At 66.8% G+C, this 21,523-nt stretch carries 22 protein-coding genes; 17 read left to right on the forward strand and 5 right to left on the reverse strand.

All coding sequences use genetic code 11. The features are described from left to right. From ACP5M5_RS04095 to ACP5M5_RS04110, 4 genes are all read right to left on the reverse strand, one after another. Positions 1 to 311 (reverse strand): hypothetical protein (locus ACP5M5_RS04095; protein ID WP_427935713.1); only part of this gene is annotated, 311 nt, incomplete at its 3' end. 253 nt (positions 312 to 564) lie between these two features. Further along, a complete protein-coding gene (locus ACP5M5_RS04100) occupies positions 565 to 1,317 on the reverse strand; it encodes an SDR family oxidoreductase (protein WP_427935714.1) in 753 nt (250 codons plus the stop codon). Continuing rightward, the gene (locus ACP5M5_RS04105; protein WP_427935715.1) at positions 1,314 to 2,192 is read right to left on the reverse strand and encodes an isocitrate lyase/PEP mutase family protein; all 879 of its coding nucleotides are present in this window, start codon (positions 2,190 to 2,192) and stop codon (positions 1,314 to 1,316) included. The genes ACP5M5_RS04100 and ACP5M5_RS04105 overlap by 4 nt, the downstream gene beginning before the upstream one ends. 43 nt (positions 2,193 to 2,235) lie before the next feature. Beyond that, entirely contained in the window at positions 2,236 to 3,633 is a 1,398-nt protein-coding gene (locus tag ACP5M5_RS04110; protein ID WP_427935717.1) for an MFS transporter, read from the reverse strand. Between the two features lie 106 nt (positions 3,634 to 3,739). Here ACP5M5_RS04110 and hslV point away from each other — a divergent pair, with 106 nt between their 5' ends. The 17 genes from hslV to ACP5M5_RS04195 all read left to right on the forward strand — a co-directional run bounded on the left by hslV (position 3,740) and on the right by ACP5M5_RS04195 (position 19,729). Then, positions 3,740 to 4,315: an ATP-dependent protease subunit HslV gene (gene hslV, locus ACP5M5_RS04115; RefSeq protein ID WP_427935719.1), complete on the forward strand. Its 576-nt coding sequence runs from the start codon at positions 3,740 to 3,742 to the stop codon at positions 4,313 to 4,315. After that, positions 4,315 to 5,634 (forward strand): ATP-dependent protease ATPase subunit HslU, encoded by a 1,320-nt coding sequence (gene hslU, locus ACP5M5_RS04120; protein ID WP_427935720.1) that lies wholly within the window; start codon positions 4,315 to 4,317, stop codon positions 5,632 to 5,634. Before hslV ends, hslU begins: the two co-directional genes overlap by 1 nt. A gap of 40 nt (positions 5,635 to 5,674) precedes the next feature. Further along, a complete protein-coding gene (gene mutL, locus ACP5M5_RS04125) occupies positions 5,675 to 7,483 on the forward strand; it encodes a DNA mismatch repair endonuclease MutL (protein WP_427935721.1) in 1,809 nt (602 codons plus the stop codon). A 164-nt stretch (positions 7,484 to 7,647) separates the two neighbouring features. Next, on the forward strand, positions 7,648 to 8,664 hold the full coding sequence (gene pstS, locus ACP5M5_RS04130; RefSeq protein ID WP_427935723.1) for a phosphate ABC transporter substrate-binding protein PstS: 1,017 nt from the start codon (positions 7,648 to 7,650) through the stop codon (positions 8,662 to 8,664). Positions 8,665 to 8,698: 34 nt separating this feature from the next. Continuing rightward, entirely contained in the window at positions 8,699 to 9,670 is a 972-nt protein-coding gene (gene pstC / locus ACP5M5_RS04135; protein WP_427935725.1) for a phosphate ABC transporter permease subunit PstC, read from the forward strand. Beyond that, complete coding sequence (gene pstA / locus ACP5M5_RS04140) at positions 9,667 to 10,533, forward strand: phosphate ABC transporter permease PstA (RefSeq protein ID WP_427935726.1); 867 nt, start codon at positions 9,667 to 9,669, stop codon at positions 10,531 to 10,533. Before pstC ends, pstA begins: the two co-directional genes overlap by 4 nt. Before the next feature lie 50 nt (positions 10,534 to 10,583). Next, the gene (gene pstB / locus ACP5M5_RS04145; protein ID WP_114913733.1) at positions 10,584 to 11,372 is read left to right on the forward strand and encodes a phosphate ABC transporter ATP-binding protein PstB; all 789 of its coding nucleotides are present in this window, start codon (positions 10,584 to 10,586) and stop codon (positions 11,370 to 11,372) included. A 27-nt stretch (positions 11,373 to 11,399) separates the two neighbouring features. Then, positions 11,400 to 12,116 carry a phosphate signaling complex protein PhoU gene (gene phoU / locus ACP5M5_RS04150; protein ID WP_427935727.1) on the forward strand — a complete coding sequence of 239 codons (717 nt, stop codon included), beginning with the start codon at positions 11,400 to 11,402 and terminating at the stop codon, positions 12,114 to 12,116. Positions 12,117 to 12,142: 26 nt separating this feature from the next. After that, complete coding sequence (phoB, locus tag ACP5M5_RS04155) at positions 12,143 to 12,859, forward strand: phosphate regulon transcriptional regulator PhoB (RefSeq protein WP_427935728.1); 717 nt, start codon at positions 12,143 to 12,145, stop codon at positions 12,857 to 12,859. Positions 12,860 to 12,969: 110 nt separating this feature from the next. Beyond that, positions 12,970 to 13,623 carry a 7-carboxy-7-deazaguanine synthase gene (queE, locus tag ACP5M5_RS04160; protein WP_427935729.1) on the forward strand — a complete coding sequence of 218 codons (654 nt, stop codon included), beginning with the start codon at positions 12,970 to 12,972 and terminating at the stop codon, positions 13,621 to 13,623. Then, positions 13,623 to 13,982 (forward strand): 6-pyruvoyl trahydropterin synthase family protein, encoded by a 360-nt coding sequence (locus ACP5M5_RS04165; protein ID WP_427935730.1) that lies wholly within the window; start codon positions 13,623 to 13,625, stop codon positions 13,980 to 13,982. The genes queE and ACP5M5_RS04165 overlap by 1 nt, the downstream gene beginning before the upstream one ends. Beyond that, a complete protein-coding gene (locus tag ACP5M5_RS04170) occupies positions 13,982 to 15,145 on the forward strand; it encodes a glycosyltransferase family 4 protein (protein WP_427935732.1) in 1,164 nt (387 codons plus the stop codon). Before ACP5M5_RS04165 ends, ACP5M5_RS04170 begins: the two co-directional genes overlap by 1 nt. Further along, positions 15,142 to 16,050, forward strand: coding sequence for a glycosyltransferase family 9 protein (locus ACP5M5_RS04175; RefSeq protein WP_427935734.1), 909 nt, complete (start codon positions 15,142 to 15,144; stop codon positions 16,048 to 16,050). Before ACP5M5_RS04170 ends, ACP5M5_RS04175 begins: the two co-directional genes overlap by 4 nt. 39 nt (positions 16,051 to 16,089) lie before the next feature. Continuing rightward, positions 16,090 to 18,027 (forward strand): threonine--tRNA ligase, encoded by a 1,938-nt coding sequence (thrS, locus tag ACP5M5_RS04180; RefSeq protein ID WP_427935735.1) that lies wholly within the window; start codon positions 16,090 to 16,092, stop codon positions 18,025 to 18,027. A gap of 96 nt (positions 18,028 to 18,123) precedes the next feature. Beyond that, entirely contained in the window at positions 18,124 to 18,645 is a 522-nt protein-coding gene (infC, locus tag ACP5M5_RS04185) for a translation initiation factor IF-3 (protein WP_114911715.1), read from the forward strand. Positions 18,646 to 18,656: 11 nt separating this feature from the next. Further along, on the forward strand, positions 18,657 to 19,304 hold the full coding sequence (tsaB, locus tag ACP5M5_RS04190) for a tRNA (adenosine(37)-N6)-threonylcarbamoyltransferase complex dimerization subunit type 1 TsaB (protein ID WP_427935736.1): 648 nt from the start codon (positions 18,657 to 18,659) through the stop codon (positions 19,302 to 19,304). After that, positions 19,301 to 19,729, forward strand: a complete 429-nt coding sequence (locus ACP5M5_RS04195) for a GNAT family N-acetyltransferase (RefSeq protein WP_427935737.1) — start codon at positions 19,301 to 19,303, stop codon at positions 19,727 to 19,729. The genes tsaB and ACP5M5_RS04195 overlap by 4 nt, the downstream gene beginning before the upstream one ends. A 93-nt stretch (positions 19,730 to 19,822) precedes the next feature. Here the strand turns inward: ACP5M5_RS04195 and ACP5M5_RS04200 are convergent, their stop codons facing one another. Beyond that, the gene (locus tag ACP5M5_RS04200; protein WP_427935738.1) at positions 19,823 to 21,460 is read right to left on the reverse strand and encodes an NRAMP family divalent metal transporter; all 1,638 of its coding nucleotides are present in this window, start codon (positions 21,458 to 21,460) and stop codon (positions 19,823 to 19,825) included. Positions 21,461 to 21,523: the final 63 nt, after the last annotated feature.

The raw sequence follows: 21,523 nt of genomic DNA on the forward strand, positions 1-21,523 counted from the left end.
CTAGAGGTGCCGTCAATGTCTCCGCTATTGGTGACGGTGCCGGCCGCGCCGCTGATGAGCACCCCGTATGCATTGCCCGAGATGGTGCCGCCGGCATCGTTCGTGACGCTGCCGCCATCGCGGAGAGCGACCGCGGGATCACCGCCGCTGATGATGGTGCCGCTATTGGTGAGCACAACACTGCTCGTGCTCGGGCCGGCATAGACGCCGGGGGCGCTGCTGACGGTGATTTCGAGGTCACTGGCAACGTCGATGGAGGTGCCACTAAAGTCGAAGAAGACCGTACTGGTGATCGTTTCAGACGCCGTCACGATGTGCCTCCCGCAGCCTCAAGCCAAAAACGCGCACGACCTTGAAAACGCTCAACCGCAAGAGGCAAATGCGTGCGTCCAGCTCGTTTCGCGGGCGCAAACCTACATCATTCACGGTTAAGTTGTTGTCATTACAAGACAAACCGTAGGTGAAACCACACGGTTTTTCAATAAATTTGTTTGAGAAATAAAGTCTCGTCTTCCTGGGCGCAGGATGATCGCTTCCGGCGGCGGCGCGGGCCCTTGACGCCTCTCAGCCGCGCCCGAGGAACGGCATCTTGGTCGCCATCACGGTCAGGAACTGAATATTGGCGTCGAGCGACAAGCTCGCCATGAATGCGACCGAACGGGCGACGTTCTCGACATCCATCAGCGGCTCGGCGGCGATGCGGCCATCGGCCTGAATGACGCCGTGCTTCATGCGCGCCGCCATTTCGGTCTCGGCATTGCCGATATCGATCTGGCCGCAGGCGATGTCGTATTTGCGGCCGTCGAGCGAGAGGGATTTGGTGAGCCCGGTGATCGCGTGCTTGGTTGCCGTATAGGCGACCGAGTTGGGGCGCGGCGCGTGCGCCGAAATCGAGCCGTTATTGATGATCCGGCCGCCTTGCGGGCTCTGCGCCTTCATCATGCGAAACGCCGCTTGGGCGCAGAGAAACGCCCCGGTGAGATTGATCGCGACCACCTTCGTCCAATCCTCATAGGCGAGATCCTCGAGCAACACGCCGGGGGCATTGATCCCGGCATTGTTGAACAAAAGATCGAGCCGGCCGCATTCCCGCCCGATCGTCTCAAACAACGCCGAAACCGAGGCGGGGTCGGCGACATCGGCTTGGATCACAAGGCCGCGCCCGGGCGGGAGTAGCGCCTTTGTCTCCTCGAGCGCCGCGCGCCGGCGCCCGGCGAGCGCCACGACGAAGCCGGCTTCCGCCAGCGCCCGCGCCGAAGCCCGGCCGACGCCGCTCCCCGCCCCCGTCACCAAGGCGACCCGATCCTTGCCGCTCATCGTTTGTCCTCCGTCTCGCTCCAGGTTTTTTCGAAATCATACACCGCCGGGAACCCCATCAGGGCATTCATCGCGGCGAAGGAATAAAGCGCCGCCCCCTGGCTCGACCCGGTTTCGGCAAGCGTACGATAGGCGCCGGCCAGGGCCAGAGCGGCCGCGAGGAACCCGGTCGCGGGATAAAGCGCGATCTTGAAGCCGAGCCCCTGCAAGTCGGCGGCGGCGAGCACCGGCGTCCGCCCGCCCTCGACCATGTTGGCGAGCAGCGGCACGCCGCGAAACGTCTCGCCGACGCGGCGGAGATCCTCGAGGCTTTCCGGGCTCTCGATAAACAGGATATCGGCGCCGGCTTCGAGAAACCGCTCGCCGCGCCGGAGCGCCTCATCAAGCCCCAAAACGCCGGCGGCATCGGTACGGGCGACGATGAGGAAATCGCGATCGGGACGGGCGCAAGCGGCCACGCGCACCCTTCGTTCGGCATCGGCAGCAGCAACCACCCGGCGATGCGGCGTGTGGCCGCATTTTTTGGGAAATTCCTGATCCTCGATCTGAATCCCCGCCGCCCCCGCCCGCGCATAGAGGCGCACGGTGCGATCGACATTGAGCAAACCGCCATAGCCGGTATCGCCATCGGCGATGAACGGCAGCGAAACCGCGCCAGCCAGCATGCGCACGCGATCGAGCATCTCGCTGCCCGAAACCAGGCCGGCATCGGGGAGGCCAAACGCGGAGGCGGCAACGCCATAGCCGGTCATGTAGAGGGCAGAAAATCCCGCCTTTTCAGCGAGCCGCGCGGAAATGCCATCGTAAACGCCGGGCAGCGTGAGCAGGCCGGGGGCTGCGAGCAAAGCGCGAAATTTCTGGCCGGCGGACATCATGGGTTTCCTCTCCGACCCAGGGTTTCGCGTCCCGCCTTGCTTGTCAATCCGGCGAAATCGCCTCCAATTGCCGCCCGCCGGTCGCCGGGCCAAAGACACCGATCGCGATCATCACCCCCGCCATCGCCGCGGCGATGAACACGAACACCGCGGGCACGCCGCCGAGATGAAGGAGAGCGGCGATAAGGAAACTGACGAACACCGCCGATAACCGGCTCCAGGAATAGACGAAGCCGACGGCGCGCGCCCGCACCCGCGTCGGATAAAGCTCGCTCTGATAAGCGTGAAAGGAAAACGAGAGAATATTGTTCGCCAGCGTGAGGAGGACGCCGCAGACAATAAGGCCGGGAATGGTGCGCTGGGCGGCAAACGCAAGGCCGGCGGCGGCGATTCCGAGGGCCGCGAAGACGATCTGCCATTTGCGCTCGATGCGGTCGGCGAAGACAAGCCCGAGCGCCGGGCCGAACGGGTTGGCGATCGCAATCACGAAGGCATAAAGCAGGCTATGGCCGATCGCGATGCCCTGTTCGGCGATCAGCGTCGGCACCCAGCTTGCGAAGCCGTAAAACCCGATGGTCTGGAGGAACTGGAACACCACCAGCATGATGGTGCGCGCGCGATAGGGTGGGCGCCAGATTTCGGCGAAATGCCCGGGAGCCGCGACCTCCTCGATGGCATCGCGCAGCGGCAAAGGCAGTGCCGCGCCGCCACGATCGGCGATCACCCGCGCTTCCAGGGCGGCGGTGATCCGCTCGGCCTCGGCCAAGCGCCCCTGTCCCGCGAGCCAGCGCGGGCTTTCCGGAAGACCGCGGCGAAGCAGCCAGACGACGACGGCCCCAAGCGCGCCGATCAAAACAACGACCCGCCAGCCGGAGAGGCCAAACACCGTGCGCGGCACCAATTGCCACGAAAGCAGGGCTACCACCGGCACGGCGGAAAACTGCATCACCTGGTTGAAAGCGAAAGCGCGGCCGCGCACGTCTTTCGGCACCAGCTCGGCGAGATAGGTGTCGATGGTCACCAGCTCGATGCCGATGCCGATGCCAGCGATGAGGCGCCAGACGAGCAGCCCGGCGGGCGTCTGTTGAAACGCCATGATCGCGGTACAGAGGCTGTACCAAAGCAGCGCGGCGGTGAAGATCGGCCGGCGGCCGAACCGGTCGGCGACGAAGCCGAAGCCGATGGTGCCGAGAAAGAGGCCGCCGAAGGTCGCGGCGACGAAAGCCGCGGGGCCGGTGAAAATCCCGACCCGGACATGGGCGAGCAGCCCGTCCCGCACCAGCCCGGGCACGACATAGCCGGTGAAGAAAAGATCATAGAACTCGAACATACCGCCGATCGAAAGCAGCGCCGCCAGGCGCCAGATGGTTTTCGTCGCCGGTAGCCGGTCGAGCCGCGCGGTGATCGCGAGACGCGTCTCCTCGTGCTTTCCCTCGGTCATCGCGTTCCCCCTTCTCGCGTCATTCTGGGCCGGCATGGCGGGTTTGACCAGCCCGCGGCCAGGTCCGGGCTTGTGCGCCCTCGCCGGCCGCGCCATTTAGCCGGCCATGACCCAGAACCCTTCCCCCCATGATCCCGTCGGCTGGCATGGCACCACCATCCTTTGCGTTCGCGGCAAAGGCGGCGTCGCGATGGCCGGTGACGGCCAGGTGAGCCTCGGCCAGACGGTGATCAAGGCCAATGCCCGCAAGGTGCGGCGCATCGGCCCCTCGGGCGGCGTGCTCGCCGGTTTCGCTGGCGCCACCGCCGATGCCTTCACCCTGCTCGAACGGCTCGAGGCCAAGCTCGAACGCTTTCCCGGCCAGTTGGAGCGTGCTTGCGTCGAACTCGCCAAAGATTGGCGGACCGACCGCTATCTCCGCCGGCTGGAGGCGATGATGGCGGTCGCGGACGCCGAACGGAGCTTTACCTTGACCGGCAATGGCGACGTACTGGAACCCTCGGACGGCGTCATCGGCATCGGCTCGGGCGGCAATTACGCGCTCGCCGCGGCGCGCGCGCTCATCGACATTCCGGGATTGAGCGCCGAAGACATCGCCCGCCGCGCCATGGCGATCGCCGCCGAGATCTGCGTCTATACCAATCACAACGTCATCATCGAGACCATCGGGGAGGCCGGCTGATGGAGGTGCCAACCTATTCGCCGCGCGAGATCGTCTCCGAACTCGACCGTTTCATCGTCGGCCAGAACGAGGCCAAGCGCGCCGTCGCCATTGCGCTCCGCAACCGCTGGCGGCGCCAGCATTTGCCAGAGGCGCTGCGGGAAGAGGTGGTGCCGAAAAACATCCTGATGATCGGGCCGACCGGCTGCGGCAAGACCGAAATCGCCCGCCGTCTCGCGAAGCTCGCGCAGTCGCCATTCCTCAAGGTCGAGGCGACCAAGTTCACCGAGGTCGGCTATGTCGGGCGCGATGTCGATCAGATCGTGCGCGACCTCGTCGATGTCTCGCTCGCGATGCTGCGCGAGGCCTCGCGGCGCGAGGTCGAGGCCAAGGCCGAACTCGCCGCCGAGGAACGCCTGATCACCGCCCTCGTCGGCGAACGCGCCTCCGCCGACACCAGAAGCCAATTCCGCCGGCGCCTGCGCGACGGCGAATTCGAGGACAAAGAGATCGAAATCAGCCTTTCTGAGGCGCCCGGGCTGCCGATCGGTCAGATCGACCTCCCCGGCATGCCGCCGGGGCAAATGATCAATCTCTCGGAGATGATGAAGGGCATGCTCGGGCGCCAGCCGCAGGCGCGGCGGATGAAGCTCGCCGAGGCCCGCCGCGCGCTGTTGCGCGAGGAAGCCGACAAGCTGCTCGACAATGACCGCCTCGCCAAGGACGCGCTGGCGCATGCCGAGAATAACGGCATCGTCTTCCTCGACGAGATCGACAAGATCTGCGCCCGCACCAGCGAAGGCGGGTTTCGCGGCGGCGATGTCTCGCGCGAAGGTGTCCAGCGGGACCTGTTGCCGCTGATCGAAGGCACCACCGTCAACACCAAATACGGCCCGGCCAAGACCGATCACATCCTGTTCATCGCCTCCGGCGCCTTCCACCTCGCCAAACCTTCCGATCTGCTGCCGGAATTGCAGGGGCGGCTGCCGATCCGGGTCGAGCTCGCCGGGCTCACCCGCGCCGATCTTCGCCGCATCCTGACCGAGCCCGAGCATTCGCTGCTCAAGCAATCGGCGGCGCTGATGGCGACCGAGCGGGTGGAACTGGTGTTCGAGGACGGAGCGATCGACGCGCTCGCCGAGCTCGCCGCCGATATCAATGATCGGATCGAGAATATCGGCGCCCGGAGACTCCATACCGTCCTCGAAAAATTGCTCGAGGAGATCAGCTTCACCGCCTCCGATCGCGCTGGCGAGACCATCACCATCACCGCCGAGTATGTCCGCGAGCGGGTGACGCCGCTCGCCGCGCGCGGCGATCTCAGCCGGTTCATCCTGTAGGCGGCTTCTGCCTCGCGGCGCGATCGGGTAAGAGTCCGCCATGGCATCACCCCGCATCCGCCTGCTGCCCGAGGCGCTGGTCAATCGCATCGCCGCCGGCGAGGTGATCGAGCGGCCGGCGGCGGTGGTCAAGGAGTTGGTCGAAAACGCGCTCGATGCCGGGGCGCGGCGGATCGCCATCGCGATCGAGGAAGGCGGCGTCGCCCGCATCGCCGTCACCGATGACGGCGCCGGCATCGCGGCCGCCGATCTGCCGCTCGCGATCGCGCGCCATGCGACCTCGAAGCTCGGCGATGAGCAGCTGATCCGCATCACCACGCTCGGGTTTCGCGGCGAGGCGCTGCCCTCGATCGGCGCCGCCGGCCGCCTTTCTCTCACCTCGCGCCCGGGTAACGCCGATCACGCCATGACCATCCGCGTCGAAGGCGGGCGGGTTTTCGAGCCGGTTCCCGCCGCCGGCCCGCCGGGGACCGAGGTCGTGGTGCGCGATCTCTTCTTCGCGACGCCGGCGCGGCGGAAATTCCTCAAATCGGCGCGCAGCGAGGCCGAGGCGGCGGAGGCCGTCGCGCGACGCCTGGCGCTCGCCGCCCCTGCCGTCGGGTTTCGCTTCGAAGTCGATGGACGGGTGATTTTCGAGCGCCCCCCCGAGCCGCTCGCCACCCGCGTCGGCGCGCTGTTCGGGGCGGCGGCCGCGGACCATCTCCTGCCACTTGCCGCCGAGCGCGGCGAGATGCGGCTCTCCGGCTTCGCTGGCGCCGCCCATCTCACCCGCGCCAATGCCATGCTGCAGCATTTCATCGTCAATCGCCGCCCGGTGATCGACCCGGTGCTCCGCACGGCGCTGCGCATCGCCTATCGCGACGTCATTCCCGCCGGGCGCCATCCGGTGGCCGCCCTGATCCTCGACCTGCCAGCCGATGAGGTCGATGTGAACGTCCATCCGGCGAAGACCGAGCTGCGTTTCCGCGACCCCGCCGGGGTGCGCGCTCTGGTGATCGGGGCGTTGCGCGCCACACTCGCGACGCCGGCGGGAACGCTGTCGGCAGCCCGCCTCCGCCTGCCCCGCTTCGGCCATTCCCGCGCCGGCGATGCCCCCTCGGGCGCTTCCGGCTTGGGAGCCGCCGCCGCCGAGACCATGGCGGCGATGCAGTTCGCCGAACCCATGCTCGCGCTTGCAGCGCCGCCGGCAGCGCGCCAGATCGCTGCCGCTGATCCGCCAGCAGCTTCCGCCGTGCGCGAGTCCGCAGCAGTCGCAGCCACGATCGATTACCCGCTCGGCGCCGCGGTCGCGCAAGTGCTCGAGACCTATATCCTGGCGCTCACCGGCGATGGCGCGCTGGTCATCGTCGATCAGCACGCCGCCCATGAGCGGCTGACCCAAGAACGCCTAGCCCGTGAATGGGCGGCCGGCGGCGTGCGCGCGCAGCCGCTGCTGTTGCCGGCGGTGGTCGAACTCTCAGCCGCGGAGGCCGAGCGGGTTCTCGCCGAAGCCGCGGCGCTGGCACAGCTCGGGCTCGAAATCGAGGCTTTCGGGCCGTGCGCAATCCTGGTCCGCGCCCTGCCGGCGGCACTCGGGGCGCCGGAGCCAGGGCCGCTGCTCCGCGACATCGCCGACGAACTCGCTGACAGCGGCACCCAGACTTCGCTCGCCGCGCGGCTCGATGCGGTGCTGGCGCGTCTCGCTTGCCATGGCAGCATCCGTGCCGGGCGGCGGCTGCAAGCGGCGGAAATGAACGCCCTTCTGCGCGATATGGAGGCAACGCCACGCGCCGCGACCTGTAGCCATGGCCGCCCGACCTTCCTCCGCCTGTGCCGCACCGACATCGAGCGCCTGTTTGGCCGCCGTTGAGCGGCCGCCGTTGAATCGCTGAATGTCACTGTTTTGTCATAAAATCCGCCGCCAATGCTCGCGATGTCACAAAAGCTTCATAAAACTGCAATCATCACGCCGCCATCGCCGCCTAATTTGCCGCCGGTTCAGCCCGATGCGTCCCCCGACCATGAGGAGTTCTTATGAAATCAGCCATCGCGGCGCTCGCCTTCGGGCTCGCGCTGATGTCGGGGTTTGCCCCGAGCTTCGCCGCCGAGTCGATCACCGGCGCCGGCTCGACGTTCGTCTATCCTCTGCTCGCCAAATGGTCGGACGATTACAGCAAGCAGGGTGGTGCCAAGATCAATTATCAGTCGATCGGCTCGGGCGGCGGCATCGCGCAGATCAAAGCCGGCACCGTCACGTTCGGCGCGAGCGACATGCCGCTTCCCCCCGCCGATTTGCACGAGGCTGGGATGCTCCAATTCCCCGCCGTCGTCGGCGCGGTGGTGCCGGCGGTCAATCTCCCCGGGGTTGCGCCCGGAGCGCTGCGCCTGACCGGGCCGGCGCTCGCCGATATCTATCTCGGGCGGGTGAAGACGTGGAATGATCCGGAGATCGTCTCGCTCAATCCCGGGCTCACGCTGCCAGCGCTCGCGATCACCGTCGTCCATCGCTCGGATGGCTCCGGCACCACCTTCAATTGGGTGGATTATCTCGCCAAGGTAAGCCCGGAATGGAAGGCCCGCATCGGCGAGGGCACCTCGGTCTCGTGGCCGGCTGGCGTCGGCGGCAAGGGCAATGAGGGGGTTGCGGCCTATATCCAGCGGATCAAGGGGTCGATCGGCTATCTCGAATACGCCTATATCCTGCAAAACAAGATGACCTACGCCTTGGTCCAGAACGCCGCCGGACGCTATCCGGAACCGGGCAAGGTCTCGTTCCAAGCGGCGGCGGCAAGCGCGGAATGGTCCAAAACCTCGGATTTCGACCTGTTGCTGACCAATGCGCCGGGCGACGATGCCTATCCCATCGCTGCGACCAGCTTCATTCTGATCCACCGCACCGCGCTGGCGACGCCGGCCGGCAAAGCGGCGCTCGACTTCTTCCGCTGGGCCTTCGCCCATGGCGACGCCGACGCCGAGGCCCTCGCCTATGTGCCGCTGCCGGCGAGCCTCACCGCCGCCATTGAAGCCTATTGGCAGGCCAATCAGCCGTGACAGCGGGCGCGCGGCGCGAGCGGGACCATCCTCGATGAGCGGGATCGCGTTGCCGCGCACGCACGCCCCGGCGCGCCGCTGGCTCCCATTTGGCGATCGGCTGTTTCGCATCCTCCTCGCCGGCGCCGCGGTGATGGTGCTAGCGCTGCTCGGAGGCGCGGCGCTGGCGATTTTCTGGGGGGCGCTGCCGGCCTTCCGGCACTTCGGCCTGGCGTTCCTCACCGGTCTTGCCTGGGATCCGGTGCATCGCGATTTCGGCGCACTGGTGCCGATCTATGGCACCCTGGTCACCTCGACGATCGCCATGCTGACGGCGGTGCCGGTCAGCTTCGGCATCGCACTTTTCCTGACCGAAGTCGCGCCGGTCTGGCTCCGTGCCCCGATTGGCGGCGCGATCGAGCTGCTCGCCGGCATCCCGAGCATCATTTATGGCATGTGGGGGCTTTTCGTCTTCGCGCCCTTCATGGCCGATCATGTCGAGCCGGCGTTGACCGCGGCCTTTGGGCCGCTGCCGCTGCTCGGCGTTTTGTTCGATGGCCCGCCGCTCGGCATCGGCATGCTGACGGGCGGGCTCATTCTCGGCGTCATGGTGGTGCCGTTCATCTCCTCGGTGATGCGCGACGTGTTCCGCCTGGTGCCGCAGGCTCTGCGCGAATCCGCGCTCGGGCTTGGGGCGACGCGCTGGGAGCTGGTCTGGCGGGTGGTGCTCCCCTACACCAAAAGCGCGGTCATGGGCGGGATTTTCCTCGGCCTCGGCCGCGCCCTCGGCGAAACCATGGCGGTCACCTTCGTGCTCGGCAACGCCCATGATTTCAGCGCCTCGCTGCTCATGCCCTCGACCTCGATCGCCGCCGCGATCGCCAACGAATTCACCGAGGCGGACAGCGACATCTACCGCTCTTCGCTGATCGCGCTCGGCTTTGTTCTCTTTGCCATCACCTTCGTGGTGCTTGCTCTGGCGAAATGGCTCCTCGCGCGGCTCACCGCCGAGGAGAGCGCGCGATGAGCAAAAAAGCGACGATGCGCGCGGGCGGAGCGCGGATGCTGCGCCGCCAGGCGGTGAATGGGCTCGCGCTCTCGCTTGCCACGCTGGCCACGCTCGCTGGCCTGATCGCGCTGGTCTGGATCCTCGCGACCATCATTATCAATGGCGCCGCCGCCCTCGGCCCGCATCTTTTCACCCGCATGACCCCGCCGCCCGGGAGCGAAGGCGGGCTGCTCAACGCGCTTCTCGGCAGCGTGATGATGACCGCGCTCGCGGTGCTGCTCGGAGCGCCGATCGGCATTCTCGCCGGCACCCACCTCGCCGAAAGCGGCGGGCGGCGCTGGATCGCGGAGGCAGTCCGCTTCGTCAACGACATCCTGCTGTCGGCACCCTCGATCGTCACCGGCCTTTTCGTCTATGAAATCATCGTCCAGCCAAGCGGCCATTTTTCCGGCATCGCCGGCGCCGTCGCGATGGCGATGGTGTTGTTGCCGGTGGTGGTCCGCACCACCGACGAGACGCTACGGCTGGTGCCGGTTTCGCTGCGTGAGGCAGCGCTCGCGCTCGGCGCGCCGCTCTGGCGGATGGTCTTGTTCGTGCTTTATCCGGCGGCGCGCACCGGGATGCTAACCGGCCTTCTCCTCGGCATCGCGCGGATCAGCGGCGAGACCGCGCCGCTCCTCTTCACCGCGCTCAACAACCAGTATCTGAGCTTCGACATCACCAGGCCGATGGCCAACATGCCGGTGGTGATCTTCCAGTTCGCGCTCAGCCCCTATCCCGCCTGGCAGCAGCTCGCTTGGGCGGGGGCGCTGCTGATGACGGTATTCGTGCTTCTGCTCAGCCTGGGCTCGCGCCTCCTGCTGCGGCCACGCAAAGCGTGAGTGGCGGGAGACGAGCGATGAAAGGATCGCCGATGGATGCCAGCGCCGCCATGACCACACCCGACCTCGCCGCCGCCGGCGAGGCGGGAGCGCGGATCATGATCGAGAATCTGCATTTCTTCTATGGCACGACGGAAGCCCTGAAAAACATCACCCTTGCCCTTCCTGACCGGCAGGCGACCGGGATGATCGGGCCCTCGGGTTGCGGCAAATCGACGCTGCTCCGCGTACTCAACCGCATGTACGACCTCTATCCTGGCCAGCGCGCCACCGGGCGGGTGATGATGGATGGCGAAAACATCATCAGCCCCGATGTCGATGTGAATACGCTGCGCCGGCGGATCGGCATGGTGTTTCAGAAGCCGACCCCGTTCCCGATGTCGATCTATGACAATATCGCGTTTGGCGCGCGCCTGCATGAGCGGCTTTCGCGCGCCGAGATGGATGAGCGGGTGGAATGGTCGCTTTCGCGCGCCGCCCTTTGGGATGAGGTCAAGGACCGGCTGCGCGCGCCGGCGACCGCGCTTTCCGGTGGTCAGCAGCAGCGCCTCTGCATCGCCCGCTCGATCGCCATCCGCCCCGAGGTGATCCTGCTCGACGAGCCGACCAGTGCGCTCGATCCCATCAGCACGCTCAAGATCGAAGAACTGATCGACGAGCTGAAATCCGATTTCACCATCGTCATCGTAACCCACAACATGCAGCAGGCGGCGCGCTGTGCCGATCAGGTGGCGTTTTTCTACCTCGGCGAACTGGTCGAGGTCGGGCCCGCGGCGCAGATCTTCACGGCGCCACGCCAGCGCCGCACCCAGGAATACATCACCGGCCGGTTCGGCTGAGCGCGGGCGGCATGACAGAGGGTGAACATGTCTGAAAACATGGGGCATATCGTGAAAAGCTACGAGCAGGAGCTAAAGCGCCTCGCCGATCTGATGGCCGAGATGGGTGGGCTGGTCGAGAGCCAGACAGCGCTCGCGGCGCAAGCGGTGGTCGGCCAGGATGGCGCCGCCGCCGCGCGCGCGATCGAAATCGATCCCCGTGTCGACGCCCTGGAGCGCGAGGTCGAGCAATTCGTCATTCGTCTGCTCGCGTTGCGTCAGCCGGTCGCCAATGACCTGCGCAAGATCGTTGCCGCCCTGAAAATCACCTCCGATCTCGAGCGGATCGGCGACTATGCCGCCAATGTCGCCAAGCGCAGCCTGGTGCTGGCGCAATTCTCGTTGCCCTATAGCCTCACCGGCATCGCCCACATGGCGCGCATGGTGCAGGAGAATTTGAAAGCGGTGATCGACGCGGTGAGCGAGACCGATGCCGCCAAGGCGATCGCGGTCTGGCGCTCCGATCAAGCGGTCGATGACATCTATAACACCATTTTCCGCGAACTCATCACCTACATGATCGAGGATCCGCGCAACATCACGCCCTGCACGCATCTTCTGTTCATCGCCAAGAATCTCGAACGCATCGGCGATCACGCGACCAACATCGCCGAAAAAGTCCACTACACCGCGACCGGCGAAACCCTGCCCGAAACCCGGCCGAAGGGCGAACACTCGCCCTATGCCGGGCTCGCGCAATCCTGAACCAGCCCCGATCAAGGAGCCACGCCATGCCCGAAGGCGTTTTCCACCCCGCCAAGCCGAAAGTACTGATCGTCGAGGACGAAGCGGCCTTGGCGACGATGCTGCGCTATAATCTCGAAAAACAGGGTTTCGCCGTCGAGGAAGCGGGAGACGGGCAGGAAGCCCTGCTCCGCATCAGCGAGCACGAGCCCGATATCGTGCTGCTCGACTGGATGCTGCCGACGCTTTCCGGGATCGAGGTCTGCCGCCAGATCCGCCGCTCGAGCGCGACCCGCGACCTGCCGGTGATCATGGTAACGGCGCGCAACGACGAGCAAGACGCCGTCCGCGGCCTCAATACCGGCGCCGATGATTACATCACCAAGCCGTTCAACATGGAGGCGTTGCTTGCCCGCATGCGCGCCCTCTTGCGCCGCGCGAGCGGCGGCAACGGCAAGGGACGCCGCGAATTCCACGACATCGTCATGGATCTCGCCTCGCATCGCGTCTATCGCGGCAGCCGCCCCGTGCATCTCGGCCCGACCGAATACCGCCTGCTCGATTTCCTCATGCAGCATCCGCGCCGGGTGTTTTCGCGCGAGGAATTGCTCGATGCGGTCTGGGGGGTTGATATCCATGTCGAGCCGCGCACCGTCGATGTCCATATTCGGCGTCTGCGCAAGGCGCTCAATGTCGGCGACGAGACCGACCTCGTCCGCACCGTCCGCGCCGCCGGCTACGCCCTCGATACCGAGACGATCTGAGCGCCGGCCGGGCGAAATCCGTGTGCGCCTTTGTGCGCTCTCGGTGAGGCCGCGGCGCCACGTCTCATGCTGATGGACGCCGCCGCGACGCGCGGGTAAAACCCGGCGCCATGGCCGAAATCCCCGCTCCCTCGCGCTACGCCGTCAAAGAAATTTTCTTCACCCTTCAGGGCGAGGGGATTCAGGCCGGTCGGGCTGCGGTGTTTTGCCGGTTTGCCGGCTGCAATCTCTGGTCTGGTCGCGCGCAGGACCGGGCATGGGCGCAGTGCCGGTTTTGTGATACCGATTTCGTCGGCACCGATGGCGAGGGCGGCGGGGTCTTCGCCGGCGCCGATGCCCTCGCCGCCGCCATCGCCGCGCGCTGGCGGGCGGGACGCGAGGGGCGGTTCGTGGTGCTGACCGGCGGTGAGCCGCTGCTCCAAGTCGATCCCGCGCTGATCGCGGCGCTGCATGCGGAAAACTTCACCATCGCGATCGAAACCAACGGCACCCTCCCCGCCCCGCCCGGGATCGACTGGGTCTGCGTGAGCCCGAAAGCCGCAGCACCGCTGGTGCTCGATCACGGCGATGAGCTGAAGCTCGTCTATCCGCAGCCCGAGGCGCCGCCGGAACGCTTTCTCGGCCTCGCCTTCCGCCATTTCCTGCTCCAACCGATGGACGGGCCAGACCTCGCCCGCCATATCGAAGCGGCGATCGCCTATATCGCCGCGCATCCGCGCTGGCGGCTCTCGCTGCAGACCCATAAATTCATCGGCATTCCCTGATGTTCCAGCTCACCAAAGAATTCCGTTTCGAGGCCGCGCATACGCTGGCGCGGACGATCGAGACCGAGGCCAGCCGGCGCGTCCATGGCCATTCCTACCGCGCCGAGGTGACGATCGGCGGCGAGATCAACGAGACTGGCATGCTGGTCGATCTCGGCCTGTTCGCCCAAGCGCTAGCGCGGGTGCGCGAGAGCCTCGATCACCATTTTCTCGATGAAATCCCCGAACTCGCGCCGGCGACGTTGGAGCGGCTCGCCCTCTTCGTCTGGCGGCGTTTGGCGCCCGAATTTCCCGGTCTCGTCAGCGTCGCGATCTGCCGGGACTCGCTCGGCGAGCGCTGCCTCTACCGGCCCGGGTGATGCCCGCGCAGCCGTTTCCGCCGATTCCCGCCGGCGCGGTGATCCTGCAGGTGCTGCCGGCGCTCAATACCGGCGGCGTCGAGCGCGGCACGCTCGAGATGACGGCGGCGATCGCGCGCGCCGGCGGCGTCGCCCTAGTCGCTTCCGCCGGCGGGCGGCAGGTGCCGGCGATCGAGGCGGCCGGCGGGCATCACATCAAGCTGCCGCTTACCCGCAAATCGCCGTTCGCGATCTGGCGCAACGCCGCCCGCCTCGCCGAGATCGTGGCCAGCGAACGCGTCGCCCTGATCCATGCCCGCTCGCGCGCCCCGGCCTGGTCGGCCTGGCTTGCCGGCAGCCGCGCCGCGACCCGCCTCGTCACCACCTATCACGGCGCTTACACCGAGACGTTCCCCGGCAAACGCGCCTATAACAGCGTCATGGCGCGCGGCGAGCGGGTGATCGCGATCAGCGACTTCATCGCCGCCCTCATCCTCGAGCGCTATCAGATCGAGCCTTGGCGGCTGCGCGTCATCCCGCGCGGTGTCGATCCGGCGATGTTCGATCCGGCGACGCTCGCCGACCCGCCCGGTCTCGCCCGTCAGCGTGCGCTCGCCGAGGCCTGGGGATTGCCGCCCGGCCGGCCGGTGCTTCTGCTGCCCGGGCGGCTCAGCGCCTGGAAAGGGCACGCGGTCGCGATCGCGGCGCTGGCGCGGCTCTCTCCCGATCCGGTTTTGGTCTTCGCCGGCGGCGATCCACGCGGCCGGCTCGCCCACGCCTTGCGCCACGCAGCACATCGGCTCGGGGTCGAGAAACGGGTCATCTTCGCCGGCGATTGCGCCGACATGCCCGCTGCCTACGCCCTCGCCGACGCCGTCATCAATGCCTCCACCCGCCCCGAAGCCTTCGGCCGCACGGTGATCGAGGCGCAAGCGATGGCGCGGCCGGTCATCGCTGCCGATCATGGCGGCGCGCGCGAGACCATCCGCGCCGGCGAGACCGGCTGGCTGGTCACGCCTGGCGATCCCGGGGCGCTGGCGGCGGCGGTTGCCGAGGCCCTCGCGCTTTCACCGGCCGATCGCGCGGCGCTCGGCGCGCGGGCACGCGAGGCGATCCTCGCGCGCTTCACCACGGCGGCGATGCAGGCGGCAACCCTCGCCGTCTACGCGGAATTGCTGCGATGAGCCGCATCCTCGTCATCCGGCTCGGCGCCCTCGGCGATTTCATCCAAAGTTTTCCGCCGTTTGCCGCGATTCGTGGCCATCACGCCGCCGATCACATCACCCTCCTCACCACCGCGCCGTTTGCGGCCCTGGCCGCGCGCGCGCCGTGGTTTGACGCGATCCGTCTCGACCCGCGCCCGGCCTGGTGGAACCTTCGCGGGCTGGCTGCGCTGCGCCGCCAGCTGCGTGGTTTCGATCTGGTTTATGATTTACAGACCTCAGCGCGGAGCAGCCGCTATTTCTGGCTCGCCGGGCGGCCGCGCTGGTCCGGCATCGCCCCTGGCTGCGCCCTGCCGCACGCCAATCCGCGGCGTGACTTCCTGCACACCAGCGAGCGCCAGCGCGAGCAATTGGCGATGGCCGGAATCAGCACGTTTCCAGCACCTGAACTCGCCTGGCTGACCGGCGGGGCGCAGCCGGCCGAGATTGCGCCGCCTTACGCCGTCCTTGCTCCCGGTGCGGCACCACATCGGCCAGAGAAACGCTGGCCCGCGGCGCGCTTTGGCGAAATCGCGGCCCTGCTCGCTGCCCGTGGCACGACGCCGCTGGTCATCGGGAGCGCCGCCGAGGCACCGCTCGCCGCCGAAATTCGTGCCCAGGCAGCGGCCACGATCGATCTCACCGGGCGCACGACACTCGCCGATCTCGGCCCCGTCCTCGCCGGCGCTGCGCTGGTGATCGGCAACGATACCGGGCCGATGCATCTCGCAACTCTGCTCGGGCGGCCGGCGATCGTCTTGTTTTCCAGCGCCTCCGATCCCGCCATCACCGCGCCACGCTATCCCGATGGCGGTTGGCCGGTGATCCTGGCCGCCGCCGACCTCGCCGATCTCCCGGTCGCGAGGGTTGCGGCGGCGCTGCCCTGAGGCCATAGATTTTCCGCGCTCACCAGTCAGGATTCCGGCATGCCCGCTTTCACCCTTCCCGATGGTTCGGTCCGCCATTTCGACCACGCCCCGAGCGGCGCCGAACTCGCCGCCGCAATCGGGCCAGGCCTTGCGCGCGCGGCGCTCGCCGTGGTGGTCGATGGTGAGACGCGTGATCTCTCGCGCCCGCTCGAGCATGATGCCGCCATCCGGTTCGTCACCCGCCGGGATGAGGAAGCGCTGACCCTAATCCGCCATGACGCCGCTCATGTGCTGGCCGAGGCGGTGCAGGCGCTCTATCCCGAAACCCAGGTGACCATCGGCCCGGCGATCGAAAACGGCTTTTATTACGATTTCGCCCGCCCCGAGCCCTTCACGCCCGAGGATTTCCCGGCGATCGAAGCCAAGATGCGCGACATCATCGCCGCCAACGCCCCCTTCGTGCGCGAGGTCTGGGAGCGTGAGGCGGCGATCGCGTTTTTCGCCGCGCGTGGCGAGCACTACAAGGCGGAGATCATCCGCGATCTGCCGGCGGGCGAGACGATCACGCTTTACCGCCAGGGCGAGTGGGTCGATCTCTGCCGCGGCCCGCATATGCGCACGACCGGCGATGTCGGGGACGCCTTCAAGCTGATGAAAGTCGCCGGCGCCTATTGGCGCGGCGATCACCGCAACGCCATGCTGAGCCGGATCTACGGCACCGCCTGGCGTGACAAAAAGGAGCTTGACGCCTATCTGACGCAGCTCGCCGAAGCCGAGCGGCGCGATCATCGCCGGCTCGGGCGCGAGATGGATCTGTTTCACATCCAGGAGGAAGCGGTCGGCAGCGTCTTCTGGCACCCCAAGGGCTGGGCGCTCTATCGCCGCGTTGAGGCCTATATGCGCCGCCGCTTGGACGCCAACGGCTATCAGGAAGTGCGTACGCCGCAGCTCGTCGATCGCGCGCTCTGGGAAGCCTCCGGCCATTGGGAAAAATTCCGCGAGCACATGTTCATCGCAACCGTCGAGGAAGAGGAAAAAACCCTCGCCCTGAAGCCGATGAACTGCCCCTGCCACGTGCAGATCTTCCGCCAGGGGGTGCGCAGCTATCGCGAATTGCCGCTCCGGATGGCGGAATTCGGGGCATGCCACCGCTATGAGCCGTCCGGCGCGCTGCACGGCATCATGCGGGTGCGGGCCTTCACCCAGGATGATGCCCATATTTTCTGCGCCGAAGATCAGATCGCCGCGGAAACCGTGCGTTTCGTCGAACTCCTCGGCCAAATCTATCGCGATTTCGGTTTCCCCGATTTTCAGGTGAAATTTTCCGACCGCCCCCCGATCCGCGCCGGCAGCGACGCCGTCTGGGACCGCGCCGAGCAGGCGCTCAGCGAGGCCTGCGCCACCGCCGGCGTCACCTACACCCTCAATCCCGGCGAAGGCGCGTTCTACGGCCCGAAACTGGAATTCGTGCTGCGCGATGCGATCGGGCGCGACTGGCAATGCGGCACCTTGCAGGTCGATTTCGTGCTGCCCGAGCGGCTGGATGCCGATTATGTCGGCGAAGACGGCGCCCGCCATCGCCCGGTGATGCTGCATCGCGCGATTTTGGGCAGTTTCGAGCGGTTTCTCGGCATTTTGATTGAGCACCATGCCGGGCGCTTCCCGCTTTGGCTCGCGCCGGTGCAGGCGGTGGTCGCGACCATCGTCTCGGACGCCGATTCCTATGCCGAGGAAGTCGCGGCGCGTCTGCGCGAGGCCGGTCTCGCCGTCGAATGCGACACCCGCAACGAAAAAATCAACGCCAAAGTGCGCACCCATAGCCTCGCCCATGTGCCGGTCCTCATCGTCGTCGGACGCAAGGAGGCGGAGAGCGGGACGGTTGCGCTGCGCCGGCTCGGTGGCGCGGCGCAGGAGGTGCTGGTGCTCGACGACGCCGTGGCACGGCTTGCGCGCGAGGCGACGCCACCCGATCTATTGCCGGCATTGCAACGGTAATGCTTGATCGCCGCCGCCAGGTTCGGCAAAACTCGGCGCGGTAAGAGACCCTACCCCGTCACAGCCAGAGGAGAGTGACCCATCGCCAGACCCCCCCTGCCCGCCGCGCCGACGCGCGACGGCCCCCGCGTCAACGAGGAGATCCGCAACCCCCAGGTCCGCCTGATCGACGAGAACGGAGAGATGATCGGCGTCATGAGCGCCCGCGAAGCGCAAGCCCGGGCCTATGCCGTCGGCCTCGATCTTCTCGAGATCAGCCCCAACGCCGATCCGCCGGTAGTGAAAATCCTCGACTACGGAAAATACAAATACGAAATCCAGAAGAAGAAAAACGAAGCCAAGAAAAAACAAAAAGTTATCGAAATCAAAGAGATCAAAGTTCGTCCGAATATCGATGAAAACGACTATCAGGTGAAATTACGGGCGATGAAATCCTTCATCGAGGAAGGCGACAAGGTCAAAGTCACCTTGCGTTTCCGCGGCCGCGAAATGGCGCACCAGGAAATCGGCGTGAAAGTGCTGGAACGCATCCGCGCCGATATGGACGCCGCGACCAAGGTCGAGCAGATGCCGCGCCTGGAAAACCGCCAGATGGTCATGGTGCTGAGCCCGCGCTGAGCGGGGCCGCGATGCGGATTCTCGGCCTCGACGCCGCTTTCGCCACTTGCTCGGTGGCGTTGAGCGAGCAGGGCAGGGTGTGCGCCGAGCGGGTGGCGATGCCGGCGCGGGGACAAAGCGCGGTCCTCGCCACCCTGCTCGCGGAAACGCTCGCGGCGGCGCCGGGGCGCATCGATCTCGTCGCGGTGATGATCGGGCCAGGCGGCTTCACCGGCCTGCGCGCCGCGCTCGCGCTCGCGCAGGGCTTCGCCCTCGGGCATGGCGCCACGATCACCGGCGTCACCCTCGCCGAGACCTTGGCGGAAGCCATGCCGGCGCCACCCGCCGGCGCGTTCTGGGTCGCCCTGCCCCATCGCCTCGGCGGCGTCTTTATCGACGGGGTGGATGGCACGCAAGGCCGCTTCGATCTTGCCCATCTGCCGGCGCCGCCCGGTGCTGTCACCCTCGCTGGCGAGGCTGCGGCGTTGGTCGCCGAACAGCTCACCGCGCGCGGGATCAAAGTGTACCAAAGCGGGATGGGGTGTGAACCCGCGGCCCGGCTGGTTGCCGCTGCCGCAGCTCGGCGTCTCGCCGCGGGGCTGCCGCCGCGCGCCGCTCAGCCGGTTTATGCCGAACCGCCAGCCGCCATCGCCGCCGCCTTGCGCCCGCCGCCGGCATGACAGAGATAGAGCCAGCCTCCCCCGCCCATACTGGCGCCCTCGCCGCCATTCACGCGGCATGTTTTCCGCCCACCGAACGCTGGGATGCCGCCGTGATCGCAACTCAGCTCAGCCTGCCCGGCACGCTCGCGCTGATCGCCCCAGGCGGCGGCATGATCCTCGCGCGGGCGATCGCCGGTGAGGCCGAGATTCTAACGCTTGCCGTCATTCCCGCGCGCCGCCAGCAGGGGCTCGGCCGCGCCCTGCTCATCGCCGCCATGACGGAGGCGGCGCGGCGTGGCGCGGCGGTGATGTTTCTCGAGGTCGCCGCGGCAAACGCCCGCGCGCGCGCGCTTTATGCCGCCGCTGGGTTTCGCCCCGTCGGCCGCCGCCCGCGCTATTACGCGAATGGCGGGGATGCCGTGACGATGGCGAAGGATTTGTAGGGTAGGAAGAAATGGTTCTTTTTTGAAAAAAAGAACCAAAGAACTTTTCCCAGGCGGGGCAGTGCCAGCGGCACTGCCCCGCGAGGGCGAAACTCAGTGGCCGAGGGCGAGCTTGACGACCGCGAACACAGCCATGCCCACCGCGACCACGAGATAAAGGCGCAAGATGCCCATCCACAGCCGCGCCGCCGGCGACAGCCGCAGCGGCGGCAGGTCGGCGAGCGGCCGCATGCGCCACGTCTCGCGATCAAGCGCCGCGACATCGCCGGTCTCGGGCGTCAGGCCACGCTTCGTCACCAGGCGTGTGACAAGAAAGCCGATAACGCCGAGCACAGCACCGACGATGAGCGTCGCGATGATCTCTCCATCGGTGATGTCCGGGAACACGACCGCCGCGGTCAGAATGATCGACAGAATAACCAGCACGCCAACGATCACCCCGGCGAGCAAATTCTGCCACTTGCCGTTCACCCACGGGCCGAGCACCGCCTTATCGTTGCAGAGAAGCAGCAGAAACACCGTGGCACTCGGCAGCAGAATACCAGCCAACACCTGCACCCCCTCGGTGATCAGCCCAAGCGGCGAGCCCGGGATCAAGACGATCGCCGCCGAAACCGCGATCAGCGCGCCATAGATCAGATAAAAGCCCAGCGCGTCATTCGGCTTGCGGTGCAGCGAATGGCGCACCGACAACGTATCGCCGAACGCATAAGCGGTGGAGAGACCAACCGCCGCCGCCCCGAGCAGCGCCGCATCGACGAGGCCGATCGCAAACAGATTCCCCGCCCAACGCCCGACATATTTCGCCAATCCGGCAGCGACCCCGCCGGCATCGGTGAAATTGCCGAATTCCGGCTTGCCGGCAAACGCCGCAGCGGCGATCGCGATCATCACGATGGCACCGACCTGAGTAAAGACCATGCCGAGCGCCATATCGACCCGCTCATAGGCCATGAAGCGCGGCCGCAGGCGCTTGTCGACGATATAGCTTTGCTGGAAAAATAGCTGCCAGGGCGCAACCGTGGTGCCGACGAGGCCGATAATGAGCAGCATGATGTCGGAAAGCTTGCCCGGCGGCAGACCCGGCACCACGAGGTCTCGCGCCATCTCGCCGAGAGGGGGATGGGCGACGACGAAAATCGGCACAATCGCGAGACTGCCGAGGCAGAGCAGCACCGCAAAACGCTCGAAACGCCGGAAGCTCCCGGTGCTGACCGCTGCAATGGTGAGCCCGGCGGCAACCAGGACGCCAAGCGGCTTCGAGAGGCCGAAATAATCCATCGCCAAGCTGATGCCGATGAACTCGGTGACGATGGTGAGCGCGTTGAGGGCAAAGAGATCGATGACGCTGAACGCGCCCCAGAACCGGCCGAAACGCTCGAAAATCAGCCGCGCATGGCCAACGCCGGTCACCGCGCCGAGCCGCGCCACCATCTCCTGGCAGACATAGAGGACCGGGATGAGCAGGATCATCGTCCAGAGCAGCGTGCTGCCATAGGTCTGGCCAGCCTGGGTGTAGGTCGCGAAGGCGCCGGCGTCGTTGTCGCCGACCATGACGATGAGGCCGGGGCCGACGACCGCAAGCAAAGTCGCGAGACGCGCGACGAGATTGCGCCGGGGGCCGTCATCGTCGCGCCGGATGGTGCCGAGGGCGCCGGTGATGTCGCCGAGATGGGCGGAATCGAGCACCGCCTCTTTGGTCAGGGTGTCGAGCTTGTCGATATGGGTCATGCTATCAGATCCGTTCTGTGCCAAGGCGACGCCTGGCTGAGGGGAACGAGTGCGGCGAGCGCC

This window comes from Acidibrevibacterium sp., from assembly GCF_049965395.1.
GTDB lineage: Bacteria > Pseudomonadota > Alphaproteobacteria > Acetobacterales > Acetobacteraceae > Acidibrevibacterium > Acidibrevibacterium fodinaquatile.

Excerpts from the sequence above, each read along its gene's own strand:
- ACP5M5_RS04100 (WP_427935714.1), bottom strand. The coding sequence starts at position 1,317 with ATGAGCGGCAAGGATCGGGTCGCCTTGGTGACGGGGGCGGGGAGCGGC.
- ACP5M5_RS04105 (WP_427935715.1), bottom strand. The coding sequence starts at position 2,192 with ATGATGTCCGCCGGCCAGAAATTTCGCGCTTTGCTCGCAGCCCCCGGC.
- ACP5M5_RS04110 (WP_427935717.1), bottom strand. The coding sequence starts at position 3,633 with ATGACCGAGGGAAAGCACGAGGAGACGCGTCTCGCGATCACCGCGCGG.
- hslV (WP_427935719.1), top strand. The coding sequence starts at position 3,740 with ATGACCCAGAACCCTTCCCCCCATGATCCCGTCGGCTGGCATGGCACC.
- hslU (WP_427935720.1), top strand. The coding sequence starts at position 4,315 with ATGGAGGTGCCAACCTATTCGCCGCGCGAGATCGTCTCCGAACTCGAC.
- mutL (WP_427935721.1), top strand. The coding sequence starts at position 5,675 with ATGGCATCACCCCGCATCCGCCTGCTGCCCGAGGCGCTGGTCAATCGC.
- pstS (WP_427935723.1), top strand. The coding sequence starts at position 7,648 with ATGAAATCAGCCATCGCGGCGCTCGCCTTCGGGCTCGCGCTGATGTCG.
- pstC (WP_427935725.1), top strand. The coding sequence starts at position 8,699 with ATGAGCGGGATCGCGTTGCCGCGCACGCACGCCCCGGCGCGCCGCTGG.
- pstA (WP_427935726.1), top strand. The coding sequence starts at position 9,667 with ATGAGCAAAAAAGCGACGATGCGCGCGGGCGGAGCGCGGATGCTGCGC.
- pstB (WP_114913733.1), top strand. The coding sequence starts at position 10,584 with ATGACCACACCCGACCTCGCCGCCGCCGGCGAGGCGGGAGCGCGGATC.
- phoU (WP_427935727.1), top strand. The coding sequence starts at position 11,400 with ATGTCTGAAAACATGGGGCATATCGTGAAAAGCTACGAGCAGGAGCTA.
- phoB (WP_427935728.1), top strand. The coding sequence starts at position 12,143 with ATGCCCGAAGGCGTTTTCCACCCCGCCAAGCCGAAAGTACTGATCGTC.
- queE (WP_427935729.1), top strand. The coding sequence starts at position 12,970 with ATGGCCGAAATCCCCGCTCCCTCGCGCTACGCCGTCAAAGAAATTTTC.
- ACP5M5_RS04165 (WP_427935730.1), top strand. The coding sequence starts at position 13,623 with ATGTTCCAGCTCACCAAAGAATTCCGTTTCGAGGCCGCGCATACGCTG.
- ACP5M5_RS04170 (WP_427935732.1), top strand. The coding sequence starts at position 13,982 with ATGCCCGCGCAGCCGTTTCCGCCGATTCCCGCCGGCGCGGTGATCCTG.
- ACP5M5_RS04175 (WP_427935734.1), top strand. The coding sequence starts at position 15,142 with ATGAGCCGCATCCTCGTCATCCGGCTCGGCGCCCTCGGCGATTTCATC.
- thrS (WP_427935735.1), top strand. The coding sequence starts at position 16,090 with ATGCCCGCTTTCACCCTTCCCGATGGTTCGGTCCGCCATTTCGACCAC.
- tsaB (WP_427935736.1), top strand. The coding sequence starts at position 18,657 with ATGCGGATTCTCGGCCTCGACGCCGCTTTCGCCACTTGCTCGGTGGCG.
- ACP5M5_RS04195 (WP_427935737.1), top strand. The coding sequence starts at position 19,301 with ATGACAGAGATAGAGCCAGCCTCCCCCGCCCATACTGGCGCCCTCGCC.
- ACP5M5_RS04200 (WP_427935738.1), bottom strand. The coding sequence starts at position 21,460 with ATGACCCATATCGACAAGCTCGACACCCTGACCAAAGAGGCGGTGCTC.